Origin of the sequence: Paenibacillus sp. VCA1, assembly GCF_031583795.1 — a bacterium.
GTDB lineage: Bacteria > Bacillota > Bacilli > Paenibacillales > Paenibacillaceae > Paenibacillus_AQ > Paenibacillus_AQ albilobatus.
The window spans coordinates 45,980-64,805 of the sequence record NZ_JAVLSX010000002.1; the positions used below are offsets into that span (position 1 = coordinate 45,980).

An 18,826-nucleotide genomic window follows, 5' to 3' on the forward strand; every position below is an offset into this window, starting at 1 on the left:
GAGGGAATCCCGGACTCTTTCGACATTTTCCGTGCCTGCCGCATCTTAAGGCGCCATATATTGAACGCTGACTTTATCCTGGGTTACGTTCAGCTCTTTCATCACCAGTTCAACGATGCTGACGGCCTGCTTCACGTCCGGTTTGTCGCTGAGGACAAGCACTTGGTATTTGTCGTTTTCTTCTTTAACGAAAGCGTTGGCGAAGGAGTATTTATGCTCCAGTTCTTCTTCGATACCTGTGATTTTCGATTCTTTTGTATCCAGCGCCGTCAGTTCGTCATAGGCTTTCGCGGTTTCCGAAGGCTTCTTGCTCATATCGTTCATGGCCGCCATCAGCTCGTTGTATTTCGTCTGGTTTTTTTGCTCCCGCTGCATTAAATAGGACTCGATTTGGCTTGCGCCGGAGCTTTTTTGCGCGGCCACTTCTTTCAGCACGTCGTCGTCGCTTTTTCCGGCTTTGGCGTTTTTCCCGCTGCCCGTATTGCCTGCCGCTGCCGTTTTATCCGAGGACGTATCTTTTGCAGCGGTATCCTTGCCGTCCGTTTTTGCGGCGGCTTCATCCGTTTTGTCTTTCGACGTATCCTTTGCCGTATCCTTGGACGTATCTTTCGCCGTGCCCTTGGAAGCGTCTTCGCCGCTTGCGCCGGTTTTAGGTGCGGCGGCGTTTTCGTTGACCTTACCGTCGGTAATCACTTCGGTGATGCCGACTCCGTTTTCCGTCGTCTTGGATGCGGTGTCCTTGGAAGACGTCTTGTCACTGTTGACCTGCTGGCTGTCTGCGACCGGCGTTTTCGGTGTTTTCGTCGATCCTGAGTCCTCCGTAAACAGGTAGTAAGCGGATAATACGACCATCAGGCTCAGCATGGATACTAACCAAATCGTTTGTCTTTTACTGTTCATTCGTTAAATCCTCCTCAATTTAAACTCATTATTTAAAAATGCTGCCTACCCCTGTTTGCGCGGCACGACCGAGATCCGGTATTCCGGCACGTTCAGCCCCTTCTCGACCGCATCGACGATCAACTGCTTGACGACTTCGTTTTCGGCGCCTTTGGCGACGACCAGAACGCCTCGGATTTGCGGTTTTACCCTTTTCGTCACGATCGGGGCCTGGGTGCCCGACTGCTCGTATGTAACCACTTCTCCGTCCCGCGTATATTGCGTCGTGCGGCGCTTGCCCCCGTTGGCGTCGTTTTCGTCCGACTGCTGCTGCGAGTCCTTCATGTTTTTCTGGTATACGACCTCATCGGTGGAGTCCACGTTCACCATCACGTCTACCGTGCCGACCCCGACGATTTTTTCGAGAATTTCCTTCATCTTGTTTTCGGCGTCTTCTTCGATGCTCGCGAAGGCGTTTCGATCCCCGCCGGAATCCTGCGCGGATTCTTTGACGGTCGCCTGTGTCGGAGGTTCCCGGCCGATGTTTTCGTTATCCAGCTTCTTGACGTTGACGAAGGAGTTGAAGAGGATGATGGCGACCCCGATCAGTCCGACGATAATCAGCCAACGGAAGGTGTTGATCCTGCCGCCGCTTCCCTGCCCGCCGCCACCGATCCACTGCTCCAGCTTCTTGAACCATTTCCCCACTTTTGTTCACCTCTTTTATCTCGTTTCATAGCTTCCGATTTTCGGACGCGCCGTCCCGGACGACCACGATATCCGGCTCGATCCCCCATTCGGTTCCGAGCATTTTCCTGATGGCTTCGGCTTTGTCCGCCCCGCTGCCGCTTGCTTTGGCGCCCGCGTTGTCCGGGTCGTCGTCAGCGTTCGGCTGTTGTTCCTTAGCTGGACCACCGCCGACGTCGACTTGAACGGGCATTACCGGTTCGATCCTGATTTCGCCTGATGACAGCGGATTTTCGGCTTCTTGCTTGGGCGCCTCTTCCTTCGCCTTCAGCGTAACCGTCACGCCTTTAATGTAAGGCTGCTCGGACTTTGCATCCCCGCCCATGCCCTCGGGCATCGCCAGGACCACCGCCACTTCGGCCCGTTCACCGCTCTCCTTGCGGATCTGGTCTTTCATTTGCGCGGCGACTTCGCGGGCAGCCCATTCGAGCGACTGCTTTTGCTGCCGGGTTTGCAGCTGTTTCGCCTCGTTCATGATTTGCTGCAGGCTGCCCTTCCCTCCGGCTTCGTACGTCTGGTCCATGGCGTTGAACACTGCCGCGATTTTGACTTCGGCCGCATCCGTCAATATTTTGATCAGCGGCCCAAGCAGCGTGAGCAGAATCAACAGGCTCAATACCAGCTTCACGTAACGCTCCATGGAGCGGCTCGGAAGGATGAGATCCACGAAGGAGGCCAGCAGCACCACCATAATAACTTCCTTCAGCCAACTGCTCAGCCAGGCCATCTTACGCCTCCTTCCTTACCTCATCATGACGGTGACATTCCCCGCCGTAAGCATGATCGTGATCGCGAGGAAAAACATCAGCCCGACCACCGCCAGCGCGGCAAAAACGTACAGCATGCTTTTCCCGATCGTTTCGAGGCAGGTGGTGATCGGCGATTCTCCCAGCGGCTGCATGACGGCGGCGGAAACGTTGTAGATCAAAGCGAGCACCAATATTTTGATCGCCGGAAAGGCGCATAGGAACAGGATGATGATGACGCCGACCAGGCCGATGGAGTTTTTGATGAGCAGCGACGCCGAGATGACGGTGTCGGTGGCGTCGGCGAACATTTTCCCTACCACCGGGATGAAGCTGCCGGATACGTATTTGGCGGCGCGGATCGTGACTCCGTCCGTGACTGAGCTGGTGATGCCCTGAACCGAAATGACGCCCAAAAAGATCGTTAGCAGCACTCCCAAAAACCCCACGCTGATGTTGCGAAGCAGATTGGCCAGCTGCGTCAGCTTGTATTTGTCGGAAAGGGAGCTGACCAGGTGAAGCACCGCCGAAAAGAAAAGGAGCGGAAAGATAAGCGTGTGAATGAGCGTTCCGACGGTGTTGATCATAAAAATGATGAGCGGATGCGTGACCGAGACTGTAACGACGTTCCCCATCGATGCGAGAAGAGCGAACAGCAGCGGCACCATGGCCATCATAAAATCGATCATGCGGTCGATCGCTTCCTTGGCGTAACCGATCGCGACGTTGAAGCTGTTGATCGCCAGGACGATGATTACCATGTAGCACAAGGCGTAGGCCACCTTGCTGACCGTTTTTCGTTCGAATGCCGATTGCAGCGTCTCCAGAATCATGCTCATGATGCTGAGCATGACGATGGATACGAGCAGCTTCCCGTTGTAAAGCACCTCATGCCACATGAAGGCGCCGAGCGCCGCCAAAACGCTTTTAACGCTGAAGCTTTCCCCTCCGGGAAGCAGTATATCCATAAAGGAAGGCACTTTCTGATCCGGGAAAAAACCGCCGTAATCCTTCATCAGGCTTTCCCAGTAAGATTCGACCTGGTCCTTCGGCAGCGATTCCGCCTGCTGCTTGACCCACTCGTCGGCCGGAGAAGCGGCGAAAACCCGGGTCGTGCCCACCAGCAAAAACAATATGAAAAAGATGATCAAATGCCGTTTATCCCGCCGCTGGTTTAAAAGCATGGGTATTCCCACTTTCTTCTACGAAGGCAGCAATTTCAGCACGGTTTCGATGATGATGCCGATGATCGGTACGGAAAGCACCATGATCAGCATTTTGCCTGCCAGTTCGATTTTTGAGGCGATATTCTCCTGCCCGGCGTCCCGTACGACCTGCGCCCCGAATTCGGCGATATAGGCGATGCCGATGATTTTCAGGATCGTTTTCAGATAGATCAGTTCGACGCCGGAGGATTTGGCCATCCGCTCCAGCTCCATGACGACGGTGCTGATTTTACCCATCAGGAACATGAAGATCAGCACGCCGGTCGCGGCGGCCAGCAGAAAAGCGAACATCGGCTTTTGCTCTTTAACGATCAGGATCAGAATTGTAGCTATGAGTCCAAGACCCACCACCTGTATGATTTCCATAAGCAACCCCTAATGGAACAGAAAAATGGTTTTGATCTCCTGCAGCAGGTTATCGAGCAGCCGGACGACCATGAACAGCACCACGACAAAGCCGATGACCGTCACCCAATGAGCCATATCCTCTTTTCCCATTTGCTTGAGCACCGTGTGAATCATCGCTATGATGATGCCGATTCCCGCAATCTGGAAAATTGCGTTCACTTCCAAGTTCATTCCCTGGCACCTCGCTAAAAGATCAAAATGACGATCAATGCTCCAATCAATAGCCCGAGACTTCTGCTGATCTTTTCGTATTTGGCCTGCTCGTCCCTTGCCAATGCTTCTTCATGCTTTAGCTGCTGGGCCGCCAAGGCAATGTGCTTGATTTGGTCCTGCCTGTCGCTTGTCCCTAGCGTAAAGCTGAGCTGATGGAGAATGTCCCGTTCCGGCGTTTTCATCGCGGTCCGCTTCCAGTTGTCGCTTATGGAGCGCTGGATGCTTTCCTGCGCCGTCATCCCGTTTCCCGACGCCATATGGTTCGCCGCGGTTTTGAAGATGCTCCGCAGCGGTTCCCCGAGCTGTTCGGCCAATCTGCGGAAGGCATCCGGAAGCGGCGTAAAACCGTAAGAGATTTCGGTTTCGAGCCTCTGCATCGCCAGGATGAGCTCTCGGATTTGCTTCGGCCTTGCCGCAAACCGTGCCGCCTGGTGGAAGCCGGCCAGCGTGCCGGAGAGCAGGATGAGCACCGCCCCGAAAAGCTTAAGCATGATGCGCTTCCCCCTTTGCGTGAAGCTGCAGGATGCGCATCTGGCGGTCCATGAGCCGGAAGGCGGTTTTGCCGCGGCTGCGGTGCAGCAAAACGTAGATTTCGAACATCCGGTTGTCCATGAGCCGCTTCATCGCCGGGCGGTTTTGCAGTTCCTCCGGGCCGCTGCCGTGGGCCGATGCGATGACGGAAATGCCGGCATGCAGCGCCTCGGTCACAGCCTCCGCATCTTCTTCCCTGCCGATCTCGTCCACGATGAGAACATCCGGCGACATCGACCGGATCATCATCATCATGCCTTCGGCTTTCGGGCAAGCATCCATGACGTCCGTTCGCGGCCCGACGTCGAAACTTGGCACGCCGGCTAAGCTGCCGGCAATTTCCGAACGCTCGTCGATGATGCCTACCTTCATGCCCGTGGTTTTCACGGGCGGAGATCCGAAGCAGCCGGAGCTGATTTGCCTGGCCAAATCCCTAAGAAGCGTCGTTTTGCCGTGCTGCGGCGGGGAAAGGATCAGCGCATGTTTCATTCTACGTTCCCTTTCGTCGTACAGGTACGGCAGGACGGCGCTCGCAGCCCCGGGCACCTCCCGGGCGATCCGGACGTTGAATCCGCTGATGTCCCGGATATGCTCCACCTTTCCTCCGGATAACACGGTTCTGCCGGCAAGCCCGATGCGGTGTCCACCCGGAACTGTAATGAAACCTTTCCTCAGCTCTTCTTCCAGGGTGTACAAGGAATGGTTGCTGATCAGATCGAGAAACCTGCGGCTGTCGTCGCGGCTAGGCCTGTACGCCTTGTCCTCGTCCAAGGTGAGGTGTCCTAACCCGGTGACGAAGCGGTGCCCTCCCGATTCATTCACTTCCAGCGGCCTGCCTTCACGGATGCGTATTTCTTCCAGCCTTCCGAGGAGTTCCCGGGGCAATTCAAGCAAAATGGACCTGATCCGGTCGGGAAACAGTTCTAGCCAGTTTGGATTCGTAATACGACCACCCCCAAGCTGTCCTTCTCTTAAGTCGTCGGATTGTTTCGTTTATAGACTAGTAGATGTTTTTATACCACATGTTTATGCTTGTACTTCAAAATTATGCCGGCCGAATCTATCATTTTTTTAAAATTCCGATTAAGAGACAGGATACCCCGACGAAGACCCAGACGATCTTTCCCCACGAGAGCTTGTCGGCCATCCCGATCAACCCGATGGACGTCGTTAAAATAAGCACGGTCGGTCCTACGAGGGCCAGGAGCGAATTGACCGCCAGCGCTTTGTCGATTTGAGCGAGCCTCAGCATGACCAAGGCCGCGGCAATTTCGATGCCGCCGGAAATCATGCGCAGCGTAGCCATACTTAACACGAACTTGTCCAATCCAAAAAACCTCCTTCGATAGAAATGTTCATCTTTTATATGGATATGCCGCACTCTCTTTTTTTAGTTATCTTTTAGGAGGAAACCGTTCGGAACATTTCCATGCCTCCTGCATATATTAGCTTTAAAGTTACAATTCTCTGCCGGATCCCCATGCTGATAGAGAATTGCGCACATAAAGTGAAGGGCTTAAGGAGGATTTTACCCATGCGGGTGGATGTGATTTCCAATGTGGACGATATCAGATCGGAGGATTTTATACAGAAAAGCGCCGCCGTCATCGACGTGCTGCGTGCGACGAGCACGATGATCACGGCGTTAGCCCAGGGCGCTTGCGGCCTGCTTCCCGTAGAAACCGTCCCCCAAGCCCAGAGTAAGCGAAGCGAACATACCTTTGTCGGCGGTGAACGCTACTACAAGAAAATTCCCGGTTTTCAAGCAGGAAACTCCCCCCATGATTACATGACGGATGAAATTGCGGGCAAGCTTGTCGTGCTGACGACCTCCAACGGAACAAGGGGGCTTCTCAAATCGCAGCGGGCTGCCAAGCTCCTTGCCGCTTCGTTTATGAACGGCACGGCGGTCGCCTCGGCGCTGGCGTCTTTTGAACGGGACGTCATTCTGTTATGCGCGGGCTGCCGGAACGAATTTTCGCTGGAAGACGGCCTATGCGCCGGCATGATCATCGATGCGATGGAATCCATGCTGGATCAGCCTTTGCGGCTGAACGACCTGGGATTTGCTATGAAGCTCGCCTACAGGCAATGCCGCGGCAATCTGTACAAGACCGTCATGGAGGGGGCGTCGGCCAAACAGCTGGTCAAGCTGGGGTACGCCCATGATGTGGAGTACTGCACCGGGATCGACACGGTGCCTGTTGTCCCCATCGCCAAACAGGATTTCATCCTGGTGCCGCTCTACTGACCCCTATGGCGTCCCGCCTGACCCGGGAAAACGAACCAAACATGCGAAAAGGCCTGAAGCGTAAGCTTCAGGCCTTTTCTTTATCTTCATTATTATAATATGCGGTGTAAAAATGCTAGCGTCTTACCTGCGGTCCCCCGACGAACACCTGCGCATCGGTATCGAGATTGTAAGCCGTATGAAGCGCGCGAACCACTTGCTCCAGATTGCCGTTTTCGATGACGCAGGACGTTTTGATTTCCGATGTGCTGACCATCTTGATGCTGACGCCTTGCTTCGAAATGACGTCGAACATTTGCGCGGCAACGCCCGGATGGCTGATCATCCCGGCGCCGACGATCGATACTTTCACCAGGTCGCGTTCGGAAGTGACGTCGCGGTACGGCAGTTTCGATTTGAGGCCGTGAATGACGTCCAGCGCCAGATCGCATTCGGCGAGCGACGTCGTGAAGGAGAAATCCGCCTTGCCGTCCTGTACGCCGCTTTGAACGATAATGTCCACGTTGATCTGGGCTTCGGCAAGCGCGCCGAACACATGCGCCAGCACGCCCGGCACGTCCTCTACGCCGAGAATGCTGATTCTCACCACATTTTTGTCAAAAGCGATGCCGCTCACTACTACTCCCTGTTCCACGCTTGTTTCCTCCTTAACCACTGTGCCCTCGTTATAGTTAAAGCTGGATCTGACCACCAGCTGCACGTTGTGATGCTTGGCGTATTCCACCGCCCGCGGATGCAGGACAGCCGCACCCAAATTGGCAAGCTCCAGCATTTCATCGTATGAAATCTCCGCAAGCTTGCGCGCGTTTTTCACCATCCGCGGATCCGTCGAATAAATGCCGTCGACATCCGTGTAGATTTCGCACACGTCGGCTTTGATCGCCGCCGCAAGCGCTACCGCTGTCGTATCGGATCCACCCCGGCCCAACGTCGTAATTTCCCCGTCTATCGTCATTCCTTGAAAGCCGGCGACGATGACGATTTGATTGTCGCTGAGGGCGGACAAAACGCGTTCCGGCGAAATGTCGGTAATCCGTGCTTTGCCGTGCACGGGTTCGGTCCGGAAGCCGGCCTGCCACCCGGTCAGGGAAACGGCTTGACGTCCCAGCCCGTGAATGGCCATCGACAACAACGCGATGGAAATCTGTTCCCCGGTCGTCATCAGCATATCCATTTCGCGTGCCGGAGGGTTCGAATTCAGCAGCTTCGCCTGGTCGATGAGATCGTCCGTCGTATCCCCCATCGCCGAAACGACCACGACGCATTGATGCCCTTCATCCTGCTTTTCGACGATCCGTTTGGCTACGCGCTTCATGCGCTCCGTATCCCCTACGGAGCTGCCCCCGAATTTCATGACGTACAGTGACAACTTCGATTCACTCCCCACTTCGTATGAGGATTCTGCTTCCATCCGAACCTGGTCTTCTAAACATTCCGCGTCTTGGCGGCCGGAGTCGAATTTTGCAAAATCCCGAATTATGCAAATGTCTTTTTACGCTTTAACCTAGTATAATACGAAAGTCCACCGGGGAGGTAGACTTTTTTTGCCCCGCCGCATATATAAAAATCCCCCTCACCGATCGTGAGGGGAATCCCGATAACAAACCGTTTCTCGTTTTTTGTCGAAAACTACGCGCGGGAAATGTATTTGCCTTCGCGGGTATCGATCAGAAGCACATCGCCTTCGTTGATGAAGAGCGGTACTTGCACGTTAAGACCCGTTTCAAGCTTTGCGTTCTTGGTCGCGCCGGTAGCCGTGTTGCCTTTGATGCCCGGCTCGGTTTCAACGACCTTGAGCTCAACGCTGGTCGGAAGGTTGATGCCGAGAATTTCGCCCTGGTAGCTGACGATGTTCACGTTCATGTTTTCTTTCAGGAAGTTCAGTTCCCATTCCAGCTGATCGCTGTTCAGGGTGAATTGGTCGTAAGTCTCGTTGTCCATGAACGTATGCTCTTGGCCGCTGGCATACAGGTAGGAAACGCCGCGGTTTTCGATGATGGCGCGCCCGATGGTTTCCCCTGCACGGAACGTGCGCTCAACCGTGTTGCCGTTGCGCAGGTTTTTAAGTTTGGAGCGAACGAACGCCGCGCCTTTGCCTGGTTTTACGTGTTGGAAATCAAGAACGGTAAAAATATCGCCATCCACTTCTACCGTAAGTCCTGTTTTAAAATCGTTTACTGAAATCACAAAAATGCCTCCTAAAATTAAGTATATATATTGCGTCAATCACACCGGTAACACGGTAAATTCTTTCGACGAATGCGTCAAGACAGCATTTCCCGTTTCCGTGATCACAATATCGTCTTCAATGCGCACGCCGCCAAGACCCGGAATATAGATGCCCGGCTCTACGGTAACAACCATGCCCGGCTTCAAAATATCGCCGCTCAGCTTGGACAAGCGCGGATTTTCATGTACTTCCATCCCGAGTCCGTGGCCCGTGCTGTGGCCGAATTGGTCGCCGTAGCCGTATTTCGCGATGATGTCGCGGGCCAGAGCGTCGGCTTCGCGTCCGGTCATGCCCGGTTTGATGTTCGCAACCGCATGCAGCTGGGCTTCCAGCACGATATCGTATATTTCCTTCAGCTTCGGATCCGGCTTGCCGATCGCGATCGTGCGGGTCAGGTCGGAACAATATCCGTCGAGCAGCGCCCCGAAATCGAACGTAATCAGCTCGTTGCCGGCGATCACGCGCTGGCTCGCCACGCCGTGCGGCATAGCGGAGCGTTCCCCCGAAGCGACGATCGTATCGAACGAAGAGCTTGTCGCGCCGTTTTTCCGCATGAAAAACTCCATCTCCAGATCGACTTCGCGTTCGGTCATGCCCGGTTTAACAAAACCTAGGATATGCTTGAACGTTGCGTCCGCAAGATCCGCGGCCCGCTGCATCACTTTCAGCTCTTCGGCGTCCTTGATGATGCGCAGCTGTTCGACCAGACCGGAAACCGGCACCAGTTCCGCTGGTTTGAGCTGCTCGGCATATGCGCTGTATGCGGCAAACGACACGTCGTCCTGTTCGAACGCAAGCTTGCTGACGTTTGCTGCGGCCAGCAGTTCCTTAACGGTATCCATCACCCGCTGCTTGTGCTCGACGACCTGGACATCCTTCGTTTGCTCGGCCGCCTGAGTCATGTAACGGAAGTCGGTCAGCAGGTAAGCATCGTTCATCGTAACCAAACAATAGCCTGAGGAGCCTGTAAATCCGGTCAAATAACGCCGGTTGATCGCACTCGTAACGAAAAGTGCCTCCACATTTTTTTGCTGCATCGCCTCGCGCAGCTTAAGCACGCGCTGATTGCTCATTCGTTCTCGTCTCCTCTCATTCACGAACTTCGTCTCCCGGCGGCGTCAGGCGCCGTCGGCGCCGTTTTCCAGGTGGCGAAGCAAGGCTATCAATCCAAGCTCGTAGCTGACAGCCCCGAATCCGGCAATTTGTCCGACAGCCACCGGCGCAATGACCGATGTATGGCGGAACGCCTCCCGCGCGTGGATGTTCGACAAATGAACTTCCACCGTAGGGATCCGGACGGAGCTGATGGCGTCACGGACTGCGTAGCTGTAATGGGTCAGCGCGCCCGGATTCAGGACGATTCCGTCGGCATGTCCCAAGGCGCCGTGGATCCGATCGATGATATCGCCTTCATGGTTCGATTGATAAAACGTCAACGCCACGCCGAGCGTTTCGGCTTTTTTAAGCAAGCCTTCCTCGATCGATTGCAGGCTCTGGGATCCGTATACGCCGGGCTCCCGAAGACCAAGCAGGTTCAGATTCGGTCCGTTGATCACCCAAATGGTTCTCAAAATGGTATTCCCACCCTTACTGTCAAATAACCATCTGCTATTTTAACATAGGGAATGTCTACTTGAGAAGTTTTTTTGATGGTTCAAGCCTTGGCCTACTTTGGTTCCCGCTTGCGTTCATCCGTAAATTCGAAGGCGACCGTGTAGCCGATAAACAAACCCCAAAGCAAAAACAGACAAAATTCGCTTGTGATCGAATTCCAGCCGAGCCGATTGAGCGGAGTCACCATATTGAGCGCCGGTCCGGCTGCCGCAAAGATGACGCACCACCATACGATACCGTAGACGATCCCCGGCCAAGGCCCCCTCAGTTTGCGGAACAACATCCCGTATATGACGGACGCGATCACCGAAAGGGCGATGAAAAAAAGCCACCCTGCGAGCTGCCCCGCTCCGCTTTTCAGAAACGTATCGTTAAAAAAAGGCCTGCCGAGAAATCCCGGAATCACTTTCGTAAAATGCAGCGTATGAAACAGCCAGTGGATCGCGCCCCATATAAATCCCGCGAAAAAGCCCAGCTCCACGGAAAATGCAAACGGGTTGGTCGGTCCCTTCTGCGGTTTCTGGCGAATCGCGGACGCGTCAAATGTCATCTTCTTCTCTCCTTTTGTTTTCCTTAGTATGGTTCAATTCCCTTAAGCCTAAACCAACTAGAAATCGAGCCGGAAATTCGATACAATGGTAGTATTCAAAACCCGACTTTCATGCGGATGGAACGCTTTCGAAGGTTGGAATCCGATTACGGGATGGCTCGAAAATCCTGAATCCATCAAAACCCAGGGAAGGTGAAATGGTTGTCGCAACAATCGAAACCCGTCAGCTACGGCGGCCAAGCTGTCATCGAAGGCGTGATGTTTGGCGGCAAATATGTCAATGTGACAGCCGTGCGTCGGAAAAATCAGGAAATCACTTTTTTGGAAGTGCCCAAGCAGGACAAGAACTGGATCCGGAAAATGCGTAAAATTCCGCTCCTGCGCGGCATCGTAAGCATTATAGATTCGAGCGCCAAAGGGACGAAACATCTGAACTATTCCGCCGACGCTTTTGCGGACGATACGCTAGAGCCCGAAGAACGCGAAAAGCTGAAGAAGAAGGAAGAATCCAAATGGAGCCTCGGCATGATCATCGGCGTTTCGGCCGTCGGCATTCTCTCCTTTTTGGTCGGCAAATTGGTTCTCACCCTGCTCCCCGTTTTTTTAGAAAAATTTCTGTTCGGGGCGCTGTTCGAAAACTACATTTTGCATAATCTGATCGAAGGAGTCATCAAGCTGCTGCTCCTGCTGATTTACCTGTGGGGCATCTCGCAAACTCCCGTCATCAAGCGTTTGTTCCAATACCACGGCGCGGAGCATAAAGTAATTACCACCTATGAAGCCGGCGAGGAACTGACCGTGGAGAACGTGCAGAAGCACAGCCGTCTCCATTACCGGTGCGGAAGCAGCTTCATGATGCTCACCATCGTCCTGGGCGTGCTCATATACTCCCTAGTACCGTGGGATACTATGACCCAGCGCGTGCTGCAGCGGATTATTTTGCTCCCCGTCGTCATCGCCGTTTCCTTTGAATTTTTAAAATTGACCAATGCTTTAAGGGATGTGCCGGTGCTTCGTTATCTGGGTTATCCCGGCTTGTGGCTGCAGCTTTTGACCACCAAGGAGCCCAAGGATGACCAAGTGGAGGTCTCCATCGCCTCCTTCAAGCGGATGCTTGAGCTAGACGCACAGATGGAAAAAGCGCCTGAAACGAACCAGCCTGTCAGAACCGGAGTCTTGGATCCCCTGAAAGGATGAGGATAATATGAAAAGGCATGCTTTTATCTTTTGGATCGCCATCGCGCTCGCCGTACTTGGCATCGTGTGGGACATCATCGACCGTAATGCTGCCATGCTGCCCAGAATATTCATCCCACTGGGCGTGGTCGCCATCGTTTTTCTGCTTTACAAATTTCCGCCCGCCCGCTACCGCAAAAGGCCGAAGATCAAACCTTCCGCTCGGACGATGGAAAAGGTGGCCGCGGCGAAGCGATCGCAATCGACAGGCAAACGAAAGCATTATCCTTTTCAGGTCATCGAAGGCTCCAAAGGCAAAAACGATGATCAGCAGCCAAAATATCATTGACCCGCATTGCCGGGACAGAAGCTCATGCGCGAAAAAGGCGTTTATCCTCCGTTAGGAAGATGAACGCCTTTTTATGATCTGGCCGGCCCCGCAAAATACCGAATCAGCCCTGCCAAAGATATTCACTTTATGGTCCGGTTCATCCCTTAAACCTCGCAAAAAATTTCGTTCCCGCCTGAACTCCCGATTCGTACAGCTCCGCCGTTTTTTCCGGCGAAATGTGAAACTGCGTCGTTCCTACGCCAAGGGTCGGGATTTTGATCGTCCGAAACCGGTTTACCTGCTCGATGTATCGTTCGTCGTGCGCGGAAAGCATCGTCTCGAACATGGCTGTCAGCATGCTGATCGGACCGCGGATGACATGGGGGCGCCCCGTGCTCCGGCCCACCATTTGAAAGCCGATCGTTTGGATCGGCGCCTGGCCGGAGCTATCCGCCGGGGTGTCGTCAAACAGCCAGAGCGGAAGATTGCTTAACAGCCCGCCGTCGACGACGTAGACGAACTGGTCTTTGAACGCTTTGCCCCTGGCGGCTTTTCCGCACATGCGCAAAATGACCGGATCAAAAAAATACGGGATGCTGGTGCTCATCCGGATCGCCTTCGATACTTCAAACGTCGCCGGGTTGATGCCGAGCTTCGCCAAATCGCCCGGAAGGACCAATATTTTGCCGTTCGTAATATCCGATGCGATAATCATCAGTTTTCCGGCCGGAAGATCCGAAAACGTGCGAATCCCTTTCGACCGCAAGATTTGATGTATCCAATATTCAAGCGCCTCGCCGCAATAAAGCCCTTTTTTCAGGAAAAGGCGCACCGCGGGCCCGATAATTTTGATGTTGAAAACGGGGGCTCGATGGAGGAACGATTCAAAGGGAGTCGTTTTGACGATTTCGCTCATTTCGTCAGCCGTAAAACCTGCAGCAAGAAGGGAAGCCACGATCGACCCCGACGAGGTGCCGGCAACCCGGTTAAACACGACGCCCGCTTGCTCCGCCGCTTTGACGGCGCCTGCCAGCGAAATGCCTTTCACGCCGCCGCCCTCGAATACCGCATTAATGAGCATAGGAAAACCCCCGTCCTCATCTATTTAACCTAATGTATGAGATCGGGGGTTCAATTCATGACTTCATATGATGCGTATTATTGCTGATAATAAGCGGTCAGCGCCGGAACAAGTCCGAGCGGGTTGCTCAGCAGGTTGCCGGCTCTAAAAAAGATGCTGCCTTTCACTTCGCCGTATTTCTCGTTATATTTCAGCTGGTTGATGATTTCCTGGGCGGTTTGCCAGCCGGTTTCCGACGTGCCCAGTTTATAGGCCGCATGACCGATGTAAAGATCTACCCCGGTACCTGCCACTTCTTGGGCCCACCAGTCGACCAGTTTGTCATATTGGGCGGCTTTGAATGACATGCTCCAATAAATTTGCGGTGCTACATAATCGATCCAACGGTTCTGAATCCATGTTCTGACGTCGGCGTAATAGGAATCGTACGCGGTAATGCCCGCATTCGTGTCCGAGCCGGTCGGATCCTTCGCTTTGTTGCGCCATACGCCAAACGGGCTGATCCCGAATGATACCGAAGGTTTGGCCGCGTGGATCGATTGTCCGAGCTGCTTGACGAACGCGTTGATGTTATCGCGCCGCCAGTCGGCCTTCGACAGCCCGGTTGCATTGTACGTATTGAAGGCAGCATCGTCGTCAAAGGTTCCGCTTGTCGGATAGAAATAATCATCCAGATGAACGCCGTCGATGTCGTATTTTTTGACGACCTCCATCACGACGTCGATAATATGCTGGCGCGCTTCCGGAATGCCTGGATTGATGATCAGCTGGTTGTTCGATTTCACAATCCAGTCCGGATGCTGGATCGCCACATGGTTTGCCGCCAGTTTGTTTGTCGCGGAATCCATGCTTGCACGGAACGGATTGAACCAGGCATGGAACTGCATCCCCCGTTTATGCGCTTCTTCAATCATGAAGCCAAGCGGGTCATAGCCGGGATCCGCGCCTTGCGTTCCGGTCAAATATTTGGACCATGGCACCAGATCCGACGGATAAAACGCGTCTCCTGCAGGGCGCACCTGGACGAACACGGCGTTGATGCCCGTCGATTGCAGTTTGTCCAGGATTGCGGTAAACTCCTGCTTTTGCTGTTCCGATTTTCCATAGGATTTCGCCGACGGCCAATCGAGATTGGTTACGGTCGAGATCCATGCCCCGTGCAAGCCTTGCGCCTGCTGCCCGCCGCCGTTGCCGGGCTCCGCCGGGTCAGGTATGTATGTGCCGGAAATCAAGGCGATGCTTTGAGCCGCCTGATTCCAAAGCACCTGCAGTCCCAGGTTTTCGCCGACAAAACGCAGCGGCACCATGATTCTGCCGTTTTTGATTTCGACGGACGCGTCCAGCGCAACCGCTGCGCCGTTAACCGTGGCCGTTTTTTTGCCGTTTGTCAGCGACATGGACGAGCCGTTTTGATGGATGGTGACCGTTTTCGTCGTTTGTTCCCAGTTGACGGACGCCCCCAACCCTTCGCTGATCACGCCAAGCGGCACCATCGTCACATAAATTTTCGGAATGATGTAAGGATTGACGTCGCTGGCGACGGGATTGCCGTCCAGCGTAATCGTGATCGGCGGTGTCGAGGTTTTTGCTTGAACGTTGGTTACGGGTAACATCAAGATCAATATAAGCGCCAGAATCATCCATCGTTGAAACTTCCAAAACCTCATTCTACGAATCCTCCAAAAATAATAGATTTGCAGGCATGGGGCGCCGCGCCGCAACGGCCGGCGTCCGCCTTTTGCTTTCAGGGCTTTCCTCATAAAAACGAAGAGGCATCCGTCTCTTTTTAGAAGGGACAGATGCCTTGTTTACGAATCGCCCACTAATTCAGTGTGAATGTTCCGCAATTCCTGAAGACGCTGCTCATCCCGGCGGAAATATTCTACAAGCGTTTCGATATGGGTAATGGAATCCCAGCTCAAATGATGCTCGATCCCTTCCACATCCGTGTAAATATGCTCATCGGATACGCCGATCATCGTCAAAAACTCTTCCAGAAGTTTATGGCGGTCAACCAGCCGTTTTCCCATTTTTTTGCCTTTACTGGTAAGCACGAGTCCCCGGTACTTCTCGTAAATCAGATACTCGTCTTTATCCAGTTTCTGAATCATTTTGGTTACGGATGAAGGATGAACCTCCAGGCCTTCGGCAATGTCCGAAACGCGAGCATATCCTTTCTCGTCAATCAGCTTGTAGATGCGCTCCAAATAATCCTCCATGCTGGGCGTTGGCATCTTCTTCCCTCTTTTCTCTTTTTAAGCATGAAACTAAACACCTGCTCTTGTAATGATACATGTTTCCGAGAGCACTTGGCAAGTCCTGCCGGGAAACCTCTCTTTTCCAGAACAGCCTTGAAATCGCTTCCCCATTTTATGCAAAAAAAGGTAAACACAAAGGCAACCCGGTCCCCGATCCGGACGAACGCCAAAACGCCCTGCGAGTAGTCCCCGCAAGGCGCATGTTCAACCATTTTCTTTCAGCTTTAGAGCGATCGATTCGCCTAGAATTTCATCCAGTCAGGCGTAATCGCCTGCAGCCAAATCGTAATTTTGGTCATTTGGTTCGTGAACAGCAGCACGCCCATCAGCAGCATCAAAGCGCCGCCGATTTTCATCATGATGCCGGAATATTTCACGATCCAGCGGGTGGACCCGATAAAAAACGCAAGCACGAAAAACGGGATCGCAAACCCGAGCGAATAAGCGGTAATAAGCGAAAACCACGAGCCTGGCTGAGACGCGGCAAGCCCTATAATTGCAGTTAAAATCGGCCCGACGCAAGGCGACCATCCGGCGGAAAACCCGATGCCGAAAATAAATGAACCTATGTATCCGGCAGGCTTGAATTTCAAATTCATTTTGTAGTCCTTCATCAGAAATTTCGGCTGAAAGATACCAATAAGGAAAAGTCCCATCAAAATAATTAAAATGGCCGAAAGTTGACGAATCAGATCACGATTGTTGTAAAAAAAGCTGCCCAAAAAACCTGCACTCACCCCAAGGGTGTAAAACACAACCGAAAAACCCAAAATAAATGCGAGCGTATGCGTCATGGTCCGGAACCGGACTTCCCTCTTGTTCTGCTCCGTTTTCAGCTGCTGCACCGACATGCCCGTAATATAGGACAAATACGACGGATACAGCGGCAAACAGCATGGAGAGATAAAGGAAGCCAGTCCCGCCAAAAACGCGATGCCGATGTTCAAATTCGACAAGGCCGTACCCCCTAAACGATTTCTACACCGATAATCCTTTTTTGCCGGCCATGGTTAATACGAGAATCAGAATCAACAGGAGCACGATGGTGGCCCCAGGCGCCAAATTCCAAATGCCGGCGATGACGAGTCCGATAATGACGGCGATTTCGGAAATGACCACGGATAAGACGACGGAGGATTTGAAGCTGCGGGCGATCAGCAGGCTGATGGCCACCGGGATGGTCAGCAAAGCCGAGACAAGCAGCGCGCCCACGATTTTGATGGCCGTACTGATGACCAGCGCGGTCAAAACCGTGATCAGCATGTTCAAGAAACGCACGGGCAGCCCGTTGACGCTTGCGGCGTCCTCCTCGAAGCTGAGCAGAAAAAACTCTTTGAAAAACAGGGCGACCACCGCGACGACAACGAGAGTAACAGCACCGACCACGTACAAATCCTGCGTATCCAGCGTATAGATGCTTCCGAACAAATAACTCATCACATCTGTATTGTAACCCATCCCGAGCGTAAAAAACAAAGAAGCCAGCGCGACGCCGCCGGACATGATGATGGCAATAGACAGCTCGGCATAGCTTTTATAGGCTTTTCGAAGCTTTTCGATCGCAAAAGACGCGACAACCGCAAAAACCAGACCCGCACCAAGCGGGTATACTTCGATCAAAAACCCGAGCGCCACTCCCGCAATCGTCACGTGCGCAAGCGTGTCGCCAATCATGGACAATCTGCGGAGCACCAAAAAGATGCCGATAAGCGGAGCGGTAATGCCGATCAGAATGCCGCCGACAAGCGCCCGCTGAAAAAAATCACTAAGCAAAATATCGATAACCAATAGAAACGACTCCTTCTCGCGAAATGCTTGCGGACCAAGGTCAGGACAGCGAATGCTGCAAATCCGGAACCTCGCAGTTTTGAACGTCATGGGAATGCCGGACATAAAAATGGATGCTGCCGTTTTGCTGCTTCGGCTCTTTGCCAAGATAGTTTTCCACCATCCCCATATCATGCGAAACCATCAGGAACGTCATATGGTGATGCTGGTGCATGTGCGTGACCAGTTCAAAAAAATCCGCCTGGGTTTTGGCGTCGATGCCGACGGTCGGCTCATCCAAAATGAGCAGGTCCGGATGGTTGATCATCGCCCTTGCCAGAAATGCTCGCTGCTGCTGGCCCCCCGACAACTCCCCGATCCTTTTGCCGGCGATCGACTCGATGCCCATGACCTCCATGGCGTCGTCGCATTTTTGCTGCTGGCTTTTGCTCACTCTGCGAAACAGCGTCTTGTTATTGTACAGGCCCGACAGGACGACCTCGCGCACCGTGGCCGGGAATAAAGGGTTAAACGCGTTTTTTTGCGGAACGTACCCGACCCGCTCCCAATCTTTAAATTTGCGGATCGGCTGGCCGAACAGCCGGATATCGCCCGCGCCCGCGGGCAAAAGCCCGACGATCATCCGGAGCAGCGTCGATTTGCCGGCCCCGTTGGAACCGATGATCCCGACGAAGTCCCTTTCCTTCACCGAAAAACTCAAGCCGGAGATGACCTGCTGCCCCCGGTAAGAAAAAGAGACGTTTTCAAGCTCGACCACCGGCTGGTGGCAGTCATCAAGGTTCGGCGTTATCATAGTG

Annotated in this window: 23 protein-coding genes; 3 read left to right on the plus strand and 20 right to left on the minus strand. The window is 53.5% G+C overall.

All coding sequences use genetic code 11. From position 1 onward, the window contains the following. Positions 1–45 precede the first annotated feature (45 nt). The 9 genes from RJP21_RS03670 to RJP21_RS03710 all read right to left on the minus strand — a co-directional run bounded on the left by RJP21_RS03670 (position 46) and on the right by RJP21_RS03710 (position 6,077). On the minus strand, positions 46–900 hold the full coding sequence (locus RJP21_RS03670) for a SpoIIIAH-like family protein (RefSeq protein WP_160041054.1): 855 nt from the start codon (positions 898–900) through the stop codon (positions 46–48). A 45-nt stretch (positions 901–945) separates the two neighbouring features. Next, positions 946–1,587: a stage III sporulation protein AG gene (gene spoIIIAG / locus RJP21_RS03675; protein WP_160041052.1), complete on the minus strand. Its 642-nt coding sequence runs from the start codon at positions 1,585–1,587 to the stop codon at positions 946–948. Positions 1,588–1,612: 25 nt separating this feature from the next. After that, positions 1,613–2,353: a stage III sporulation protein AF gene (gene spoIIIAF, locus RJP21_RS03680; RefSeq protein WP_310858164.1), complete on the minus strand. Its 741-nt coding sequence runs from the start codon at positions 2,351–2,353 to the stop codon at positions 1,613–1,615. A 15-nt stretch (positions 2,354–2,368) separates the two neighbouring features. Then, positions 2,369–3,556, minus strand: a complete 1,188-nt coding sequence (spoIIIAE, locus tag RJP21_RS03685) for a stage III sporulation protein AE (protein WP_160041048.1) — start codon at positions 3,554–3,556, stop codon at positions 2,369–2,371. A gap of 18 nt (positions 3,557–3,574) precedes the next feature. Then, entirely contained in the window at positions 3,575–3,964 is a 390-nt protein-coding gene (gene spoIIIAD, locus RJP21_RS03690) for a stage III sporulation protein AD (protein WP_160041046.1), read from the minus strand. A 9-nt stretch (positions 3,965–3,973) separates the two neighbouring features. After that, complete coding sequence (gene spoIIIAC, locus RJP21_RS03695; RefSeq protein WP_310858165.1) at positions 3,974–4,177, minus strand: stage III sporulation protein AC; 204 nt, start codon at positions 4,175–4,177, stop codon at positions 3,974–3,976. Between the two features lie 14 nt (positions 4,178–4,191). Continuing rightward, entirely contained in the window at positions 4,192–4,710 is a 519-nt protein-coding gene (gene spoIIIAB, locus RJP21_RS03700) for a stage III sporulation protein SpoIIIAB (RefSeq protein WP_160041045.1), read from the minus strand. After that, on the minus strand, positions 4,703–5,695 hold the full coding sequence (gene spoIIIAA / locus RJP21_RS03705; protein WP_310858599.1) for a stage III sporulation protein AA: 993 nt from the start codon (positions 5,693–5,695) through the stop codon (positions 4,703–4,705). The genes spoIIIAB and spoIIIAA overlap by 8 nt, the downstream gene beginning before the upstream one ends. A gap of 118 nt (positions 5,696–5,813) precedes the next feature. Further along, positions 5,814–6,077, minus strand: a complete 264-nt coding sequence (locus RJP21_RS03710; RefSeq protein WP_373309182.1) for a YqhV family protein — start codon at positions 6,075–6,077, stop codon at positions 5,814–5,816. A 207-nt stretch (positions 6,078–6,284) separates the two neighbouring features. Between RJP21_RS03710 and RJP21_RS03715 the strand changes: the two genes are divergently transcribed. Then, positions 6,285–7,001, plus strand: coding sequence for a 2-phosphosulfolactate phosphatase (locus RJP21_RS03715; RefSeq protein WP_160041044.1), 717 nt, complete (start codon positions 6,285–6,287; stop codon positions 6,999–7,001). Between the two features lie 115 nt (positions 7,002–7,116). On the opposite strand, the gene RJP21_RS03720 is transcribed toward RJP21_RS03715, so the two are convergent. From RJP21_RS03720 to RJP21_RS03740, 5 genes are all read right to left on the minus strand, one after another. Beyond that, complete coding sequence (locus RJP21_RS03720) at positions 7,117–8,370, minus strand: aspartate kinase (protein ID WP_310858166.1); 1,254 nt, start codon at positions 8,368–8,370, stop codon at positions 7,117–7,119. Positions 8,371–8,630: 260 nt separating this feature from the next. Continuing rightward, positions 8,631–9,188 carry an elongation factor P gene (gene efp / locus RJP21_RS03725; protein WP_160041042.1) on the minus strand — a complete coding sequence of 186 codons (558 nt, stop codon included), beginning with the start codon at positions 9,186–9,188 and terminating at the stop codon, positions 8,631–8,633. Positions 9,189–9,227: 39 nt separating this feature from the next. Next, positions 9,228–10,304, minus strand: a complete 1,077-nt coding sequence (locus RJP21_RS03730) for a M24 family metallopeptidase (RefSeq protein ID WP_310858167.1) — start codon at positions 10,302–10,304, stop codon at positions 9,228–9,230. A 45-nt stretch (positions 10,305–10,349) separates the two neighbouring features. Beyond that, entirely contained in the window at positions 10,350–10,802 is a 453-nt protein-coding gene (gene aroQ, locus RJP21_RS03735) for a type II 3-dehydroquinate dehydratase (RefSeq protein ID WP_310858168.1), read from the minus strand. Positions 10,803–10,897: 95 nt separating this feature from the next. After that, positions 10,898–11,395, minus strand: coding sequence for a YqhR family membrane protein (locus RJP21_RS03740; protein ID WP_310858169.1), 498 nt, complete (start codon positions 11,393–11,395; stop codon positions 10,898–10,900). A 201-nt stretch (positions 11,396–11,596) separates the two neighbouring features. Between RJP21_RS03740 and RJP21_RS03745 the strand changes: the two genes are divergently transcribed. Both RJP21_RS03745 and RJP21_RS03750 read left to right on the plus strand, forming a co-directional pair. Beyond that, complete coding sequence (locus RJP21_RS03745) at positions 11,597–12,592, plus strand: DUF1385 domain-containing protein (protein ID WP_310858170.1); 996 nt, start codon at positions 11,597–11,599, stop codon at positions 12,590–12,592. A 7-nt stretch (positions 12,593–12,599) separates the two neighbouring features. Further along, positions 12,600–12,920 carry a hypothetical protein gene (locus RJP21_RS03750; protein WP_160041037.1) on the plus strand — a complete coding sequence of 107 codons (321 nt, stop codon included), beginning with the start codon at positions 12,600–12,602 and terminating at the stop codon, positions 12,918–12,920. 139 nt (positions 12,921–13,059) lie between these two features. Here the strand turns inward: RJP21_RS03750 and RJP21_RS03755 are convergent, their stop codons facing one another. From RJP21_RS03755 to RJP21_RS03780, 6 genes are all read right to left on the minus strand, one after another. After that, positions 13,060–13,983 (minus strand): patatin-like phospholipase family protein, encoded by a 924-nt coding sequence (locus tag RJP21_RS03755; protein ID WP_310858171.1) that lies wholly within the window; start codon positions 13,981–13,983, stop codon positions 13,060–13,062. Positions 13,984–14,060: 77 nt separating this feature from the next. Next, entirely contained in the window at positions 14,061–15,650 is a 1,590-nt protein-coding gene (locus tag RJP21_RS03760) for a family 10 glycosylhydrolase (RefSeq protein WP_310858172.1), read from the minus strand. Between the two features lie 141 nt (positions 15,651–15,791). Beyond that, positions 15,792–16,217: a transcriptional regulator MntR gene (mntR, locus tag RJP21_RS03765; RefSeq protein WP_160041032.1), complete on the minus strand. Its 426-nt coding sequence runs from the start codon at positions 16,215–16,217 to the stop codon at positions 15,792–15,794. Positions 16,218–16,483: 266 nt separating this feature from the next. Beyond that, positions 16,484–17,197 carry a cytochrome c biogenesis CcdA family protein gene (locus tag RJP21_RS03770; RefSeq protein WP_310858173.1) on the minus strand — a complete coding sequence of 238 codons (714 nt, stop codon included), beginning with the start codon at positions 17,195–17,197 and terminating at the stop codon, positions 16,484–16,486. A gap of 22 nt (positions 17,198–17,219) precedes the next feature. Then, on the minus strand, positions 17,220–18,023 hold the full coding sequence (locus RJP21_RS03775) for a metal ABC transporter permease (protein WP_310858600.1): 804 nt from the start codon (positions 18,021–18,023) through the stop codon (positions 17,220–17,222). Between the two features lie 46 nt (positions 18,024–18,069). Continuing rightward, entirely contained in the window at positions 18,070–18,822 is a 753-nt protein-coding gene (locus RJP21_RS03780) for a metal ABC transporter ATP-binding protein (RefSeq protein ID WP_160041028.1), read from the minus strand. Positions 18,823–18,826 lie beyond the last annotated feature (4 nt).

What these genes read in the sequence shown, in the direction of transcription:
- RJP21_RS03780 (WP_160041028.1), bottom strand. Translation starts at nt 18,822, where the DNA reads ATGATAACGCCGAACCTTGATGACTGCCACCAGCCGGTGGTCGAGCTT.
- mntR (WP_160041032.1), bottom strand. Translation starts at nt 16,217, where the DNA reads ATGCCAACGCCCAGCATGGAGGATTATTTGGAGCGCATCTACAAGCTG.
- spoIIIAC (WP_310858165.1), bottom strand. Translation starts at nt 4,177, where the DNA reads ATGAACTTGGAAGTGAACGCAATTTTCCAGATTGCGGGAATCGGCATC.
- RJP21_RS03750 (WP_160041037.1), top strand. Translation starts at nt 12,600, where the DNA reads ATGAAAAGGCATGCTTTTATCTTTTGGATCGCCATCGCGCTCGCCGTA.
- RJP21_RS03760 (WP_310858172.1), bottom strand. Translation starts at nt 15,650, where the DNA reads ATGAGGTTTTGGAAGTTTCAACGATGGATGATTCTGGCGCTTATATTG.
- RJP21_RS03740 (WP_310858169.1), bottom strand. Translation starts at nt 11,395, where the DNA reads ATGACATTTGACGCGTCCGCGATTCGCCAGAAACCGCAGAAGGGACCG.
- RJP21_RS03715 (WP_160041044.1), top strand. Translation starts at nt 6,285, where the DNA reads ATGCGGGTGGATGTGATTTCCAATGTGGACGATATCAGATCGGAGGAT.
- spoIIIAD (WP_160041046.1), bottom strand. Translation starts at nt 3,964, where the DNA reads ATGGAAATCATACAGGTGGTGGGTCTTGGACTCATAGCTACAATTCTG.
- spoIIIAB (WP_160041045.1), bottom strand. Translation starts at nt 4,710, where the DNA reads ATGCTTAAGCTTTTCGGGGCGGTGCTCATCCTGCTCTCCGGCACGCTG.
- RJP21_RS03670 (WP_160041054.1), bottom strand. Translation starts at nt 900, where the DNA reads ATGAACAGTAAAAGACAAACGATTTGGTTAGTATCCATGCTGAGCCTG.
- spoIIIAE (WP_160041048.1), bottom strand. Translation starts at nt 3,556, where the DNA reads ATGCTTTTAAACCAGCGGCGGGATAAACGGCATTTGATCATCTTTTTC.
- spoIIIAF (WP_310858164.1), bottom strand. Translation starts at nt 2,353, where the DNA reads ATGGCCTGGCTGAGCAGTTGGCTGAAGGAAGTTATTATGGTGGTGCTG.
- RJP21_RS03730 (WP_310858167.1), bottom strand. Translation starts at nt 10,304, where the DNA reads ATGAGCAATCAGCGCGTGCTTAAGCTGCGCGAGGCGATGCAGCAAAAA.
- RJP21_RS03755 (WP_310858171.1), bottom strand. Translation starts at nt 13,983, where the DNA reads ATGCTCATTAATGCGGTATTCGAGGGCGGCGGCGTGAAAGGCATTTCG.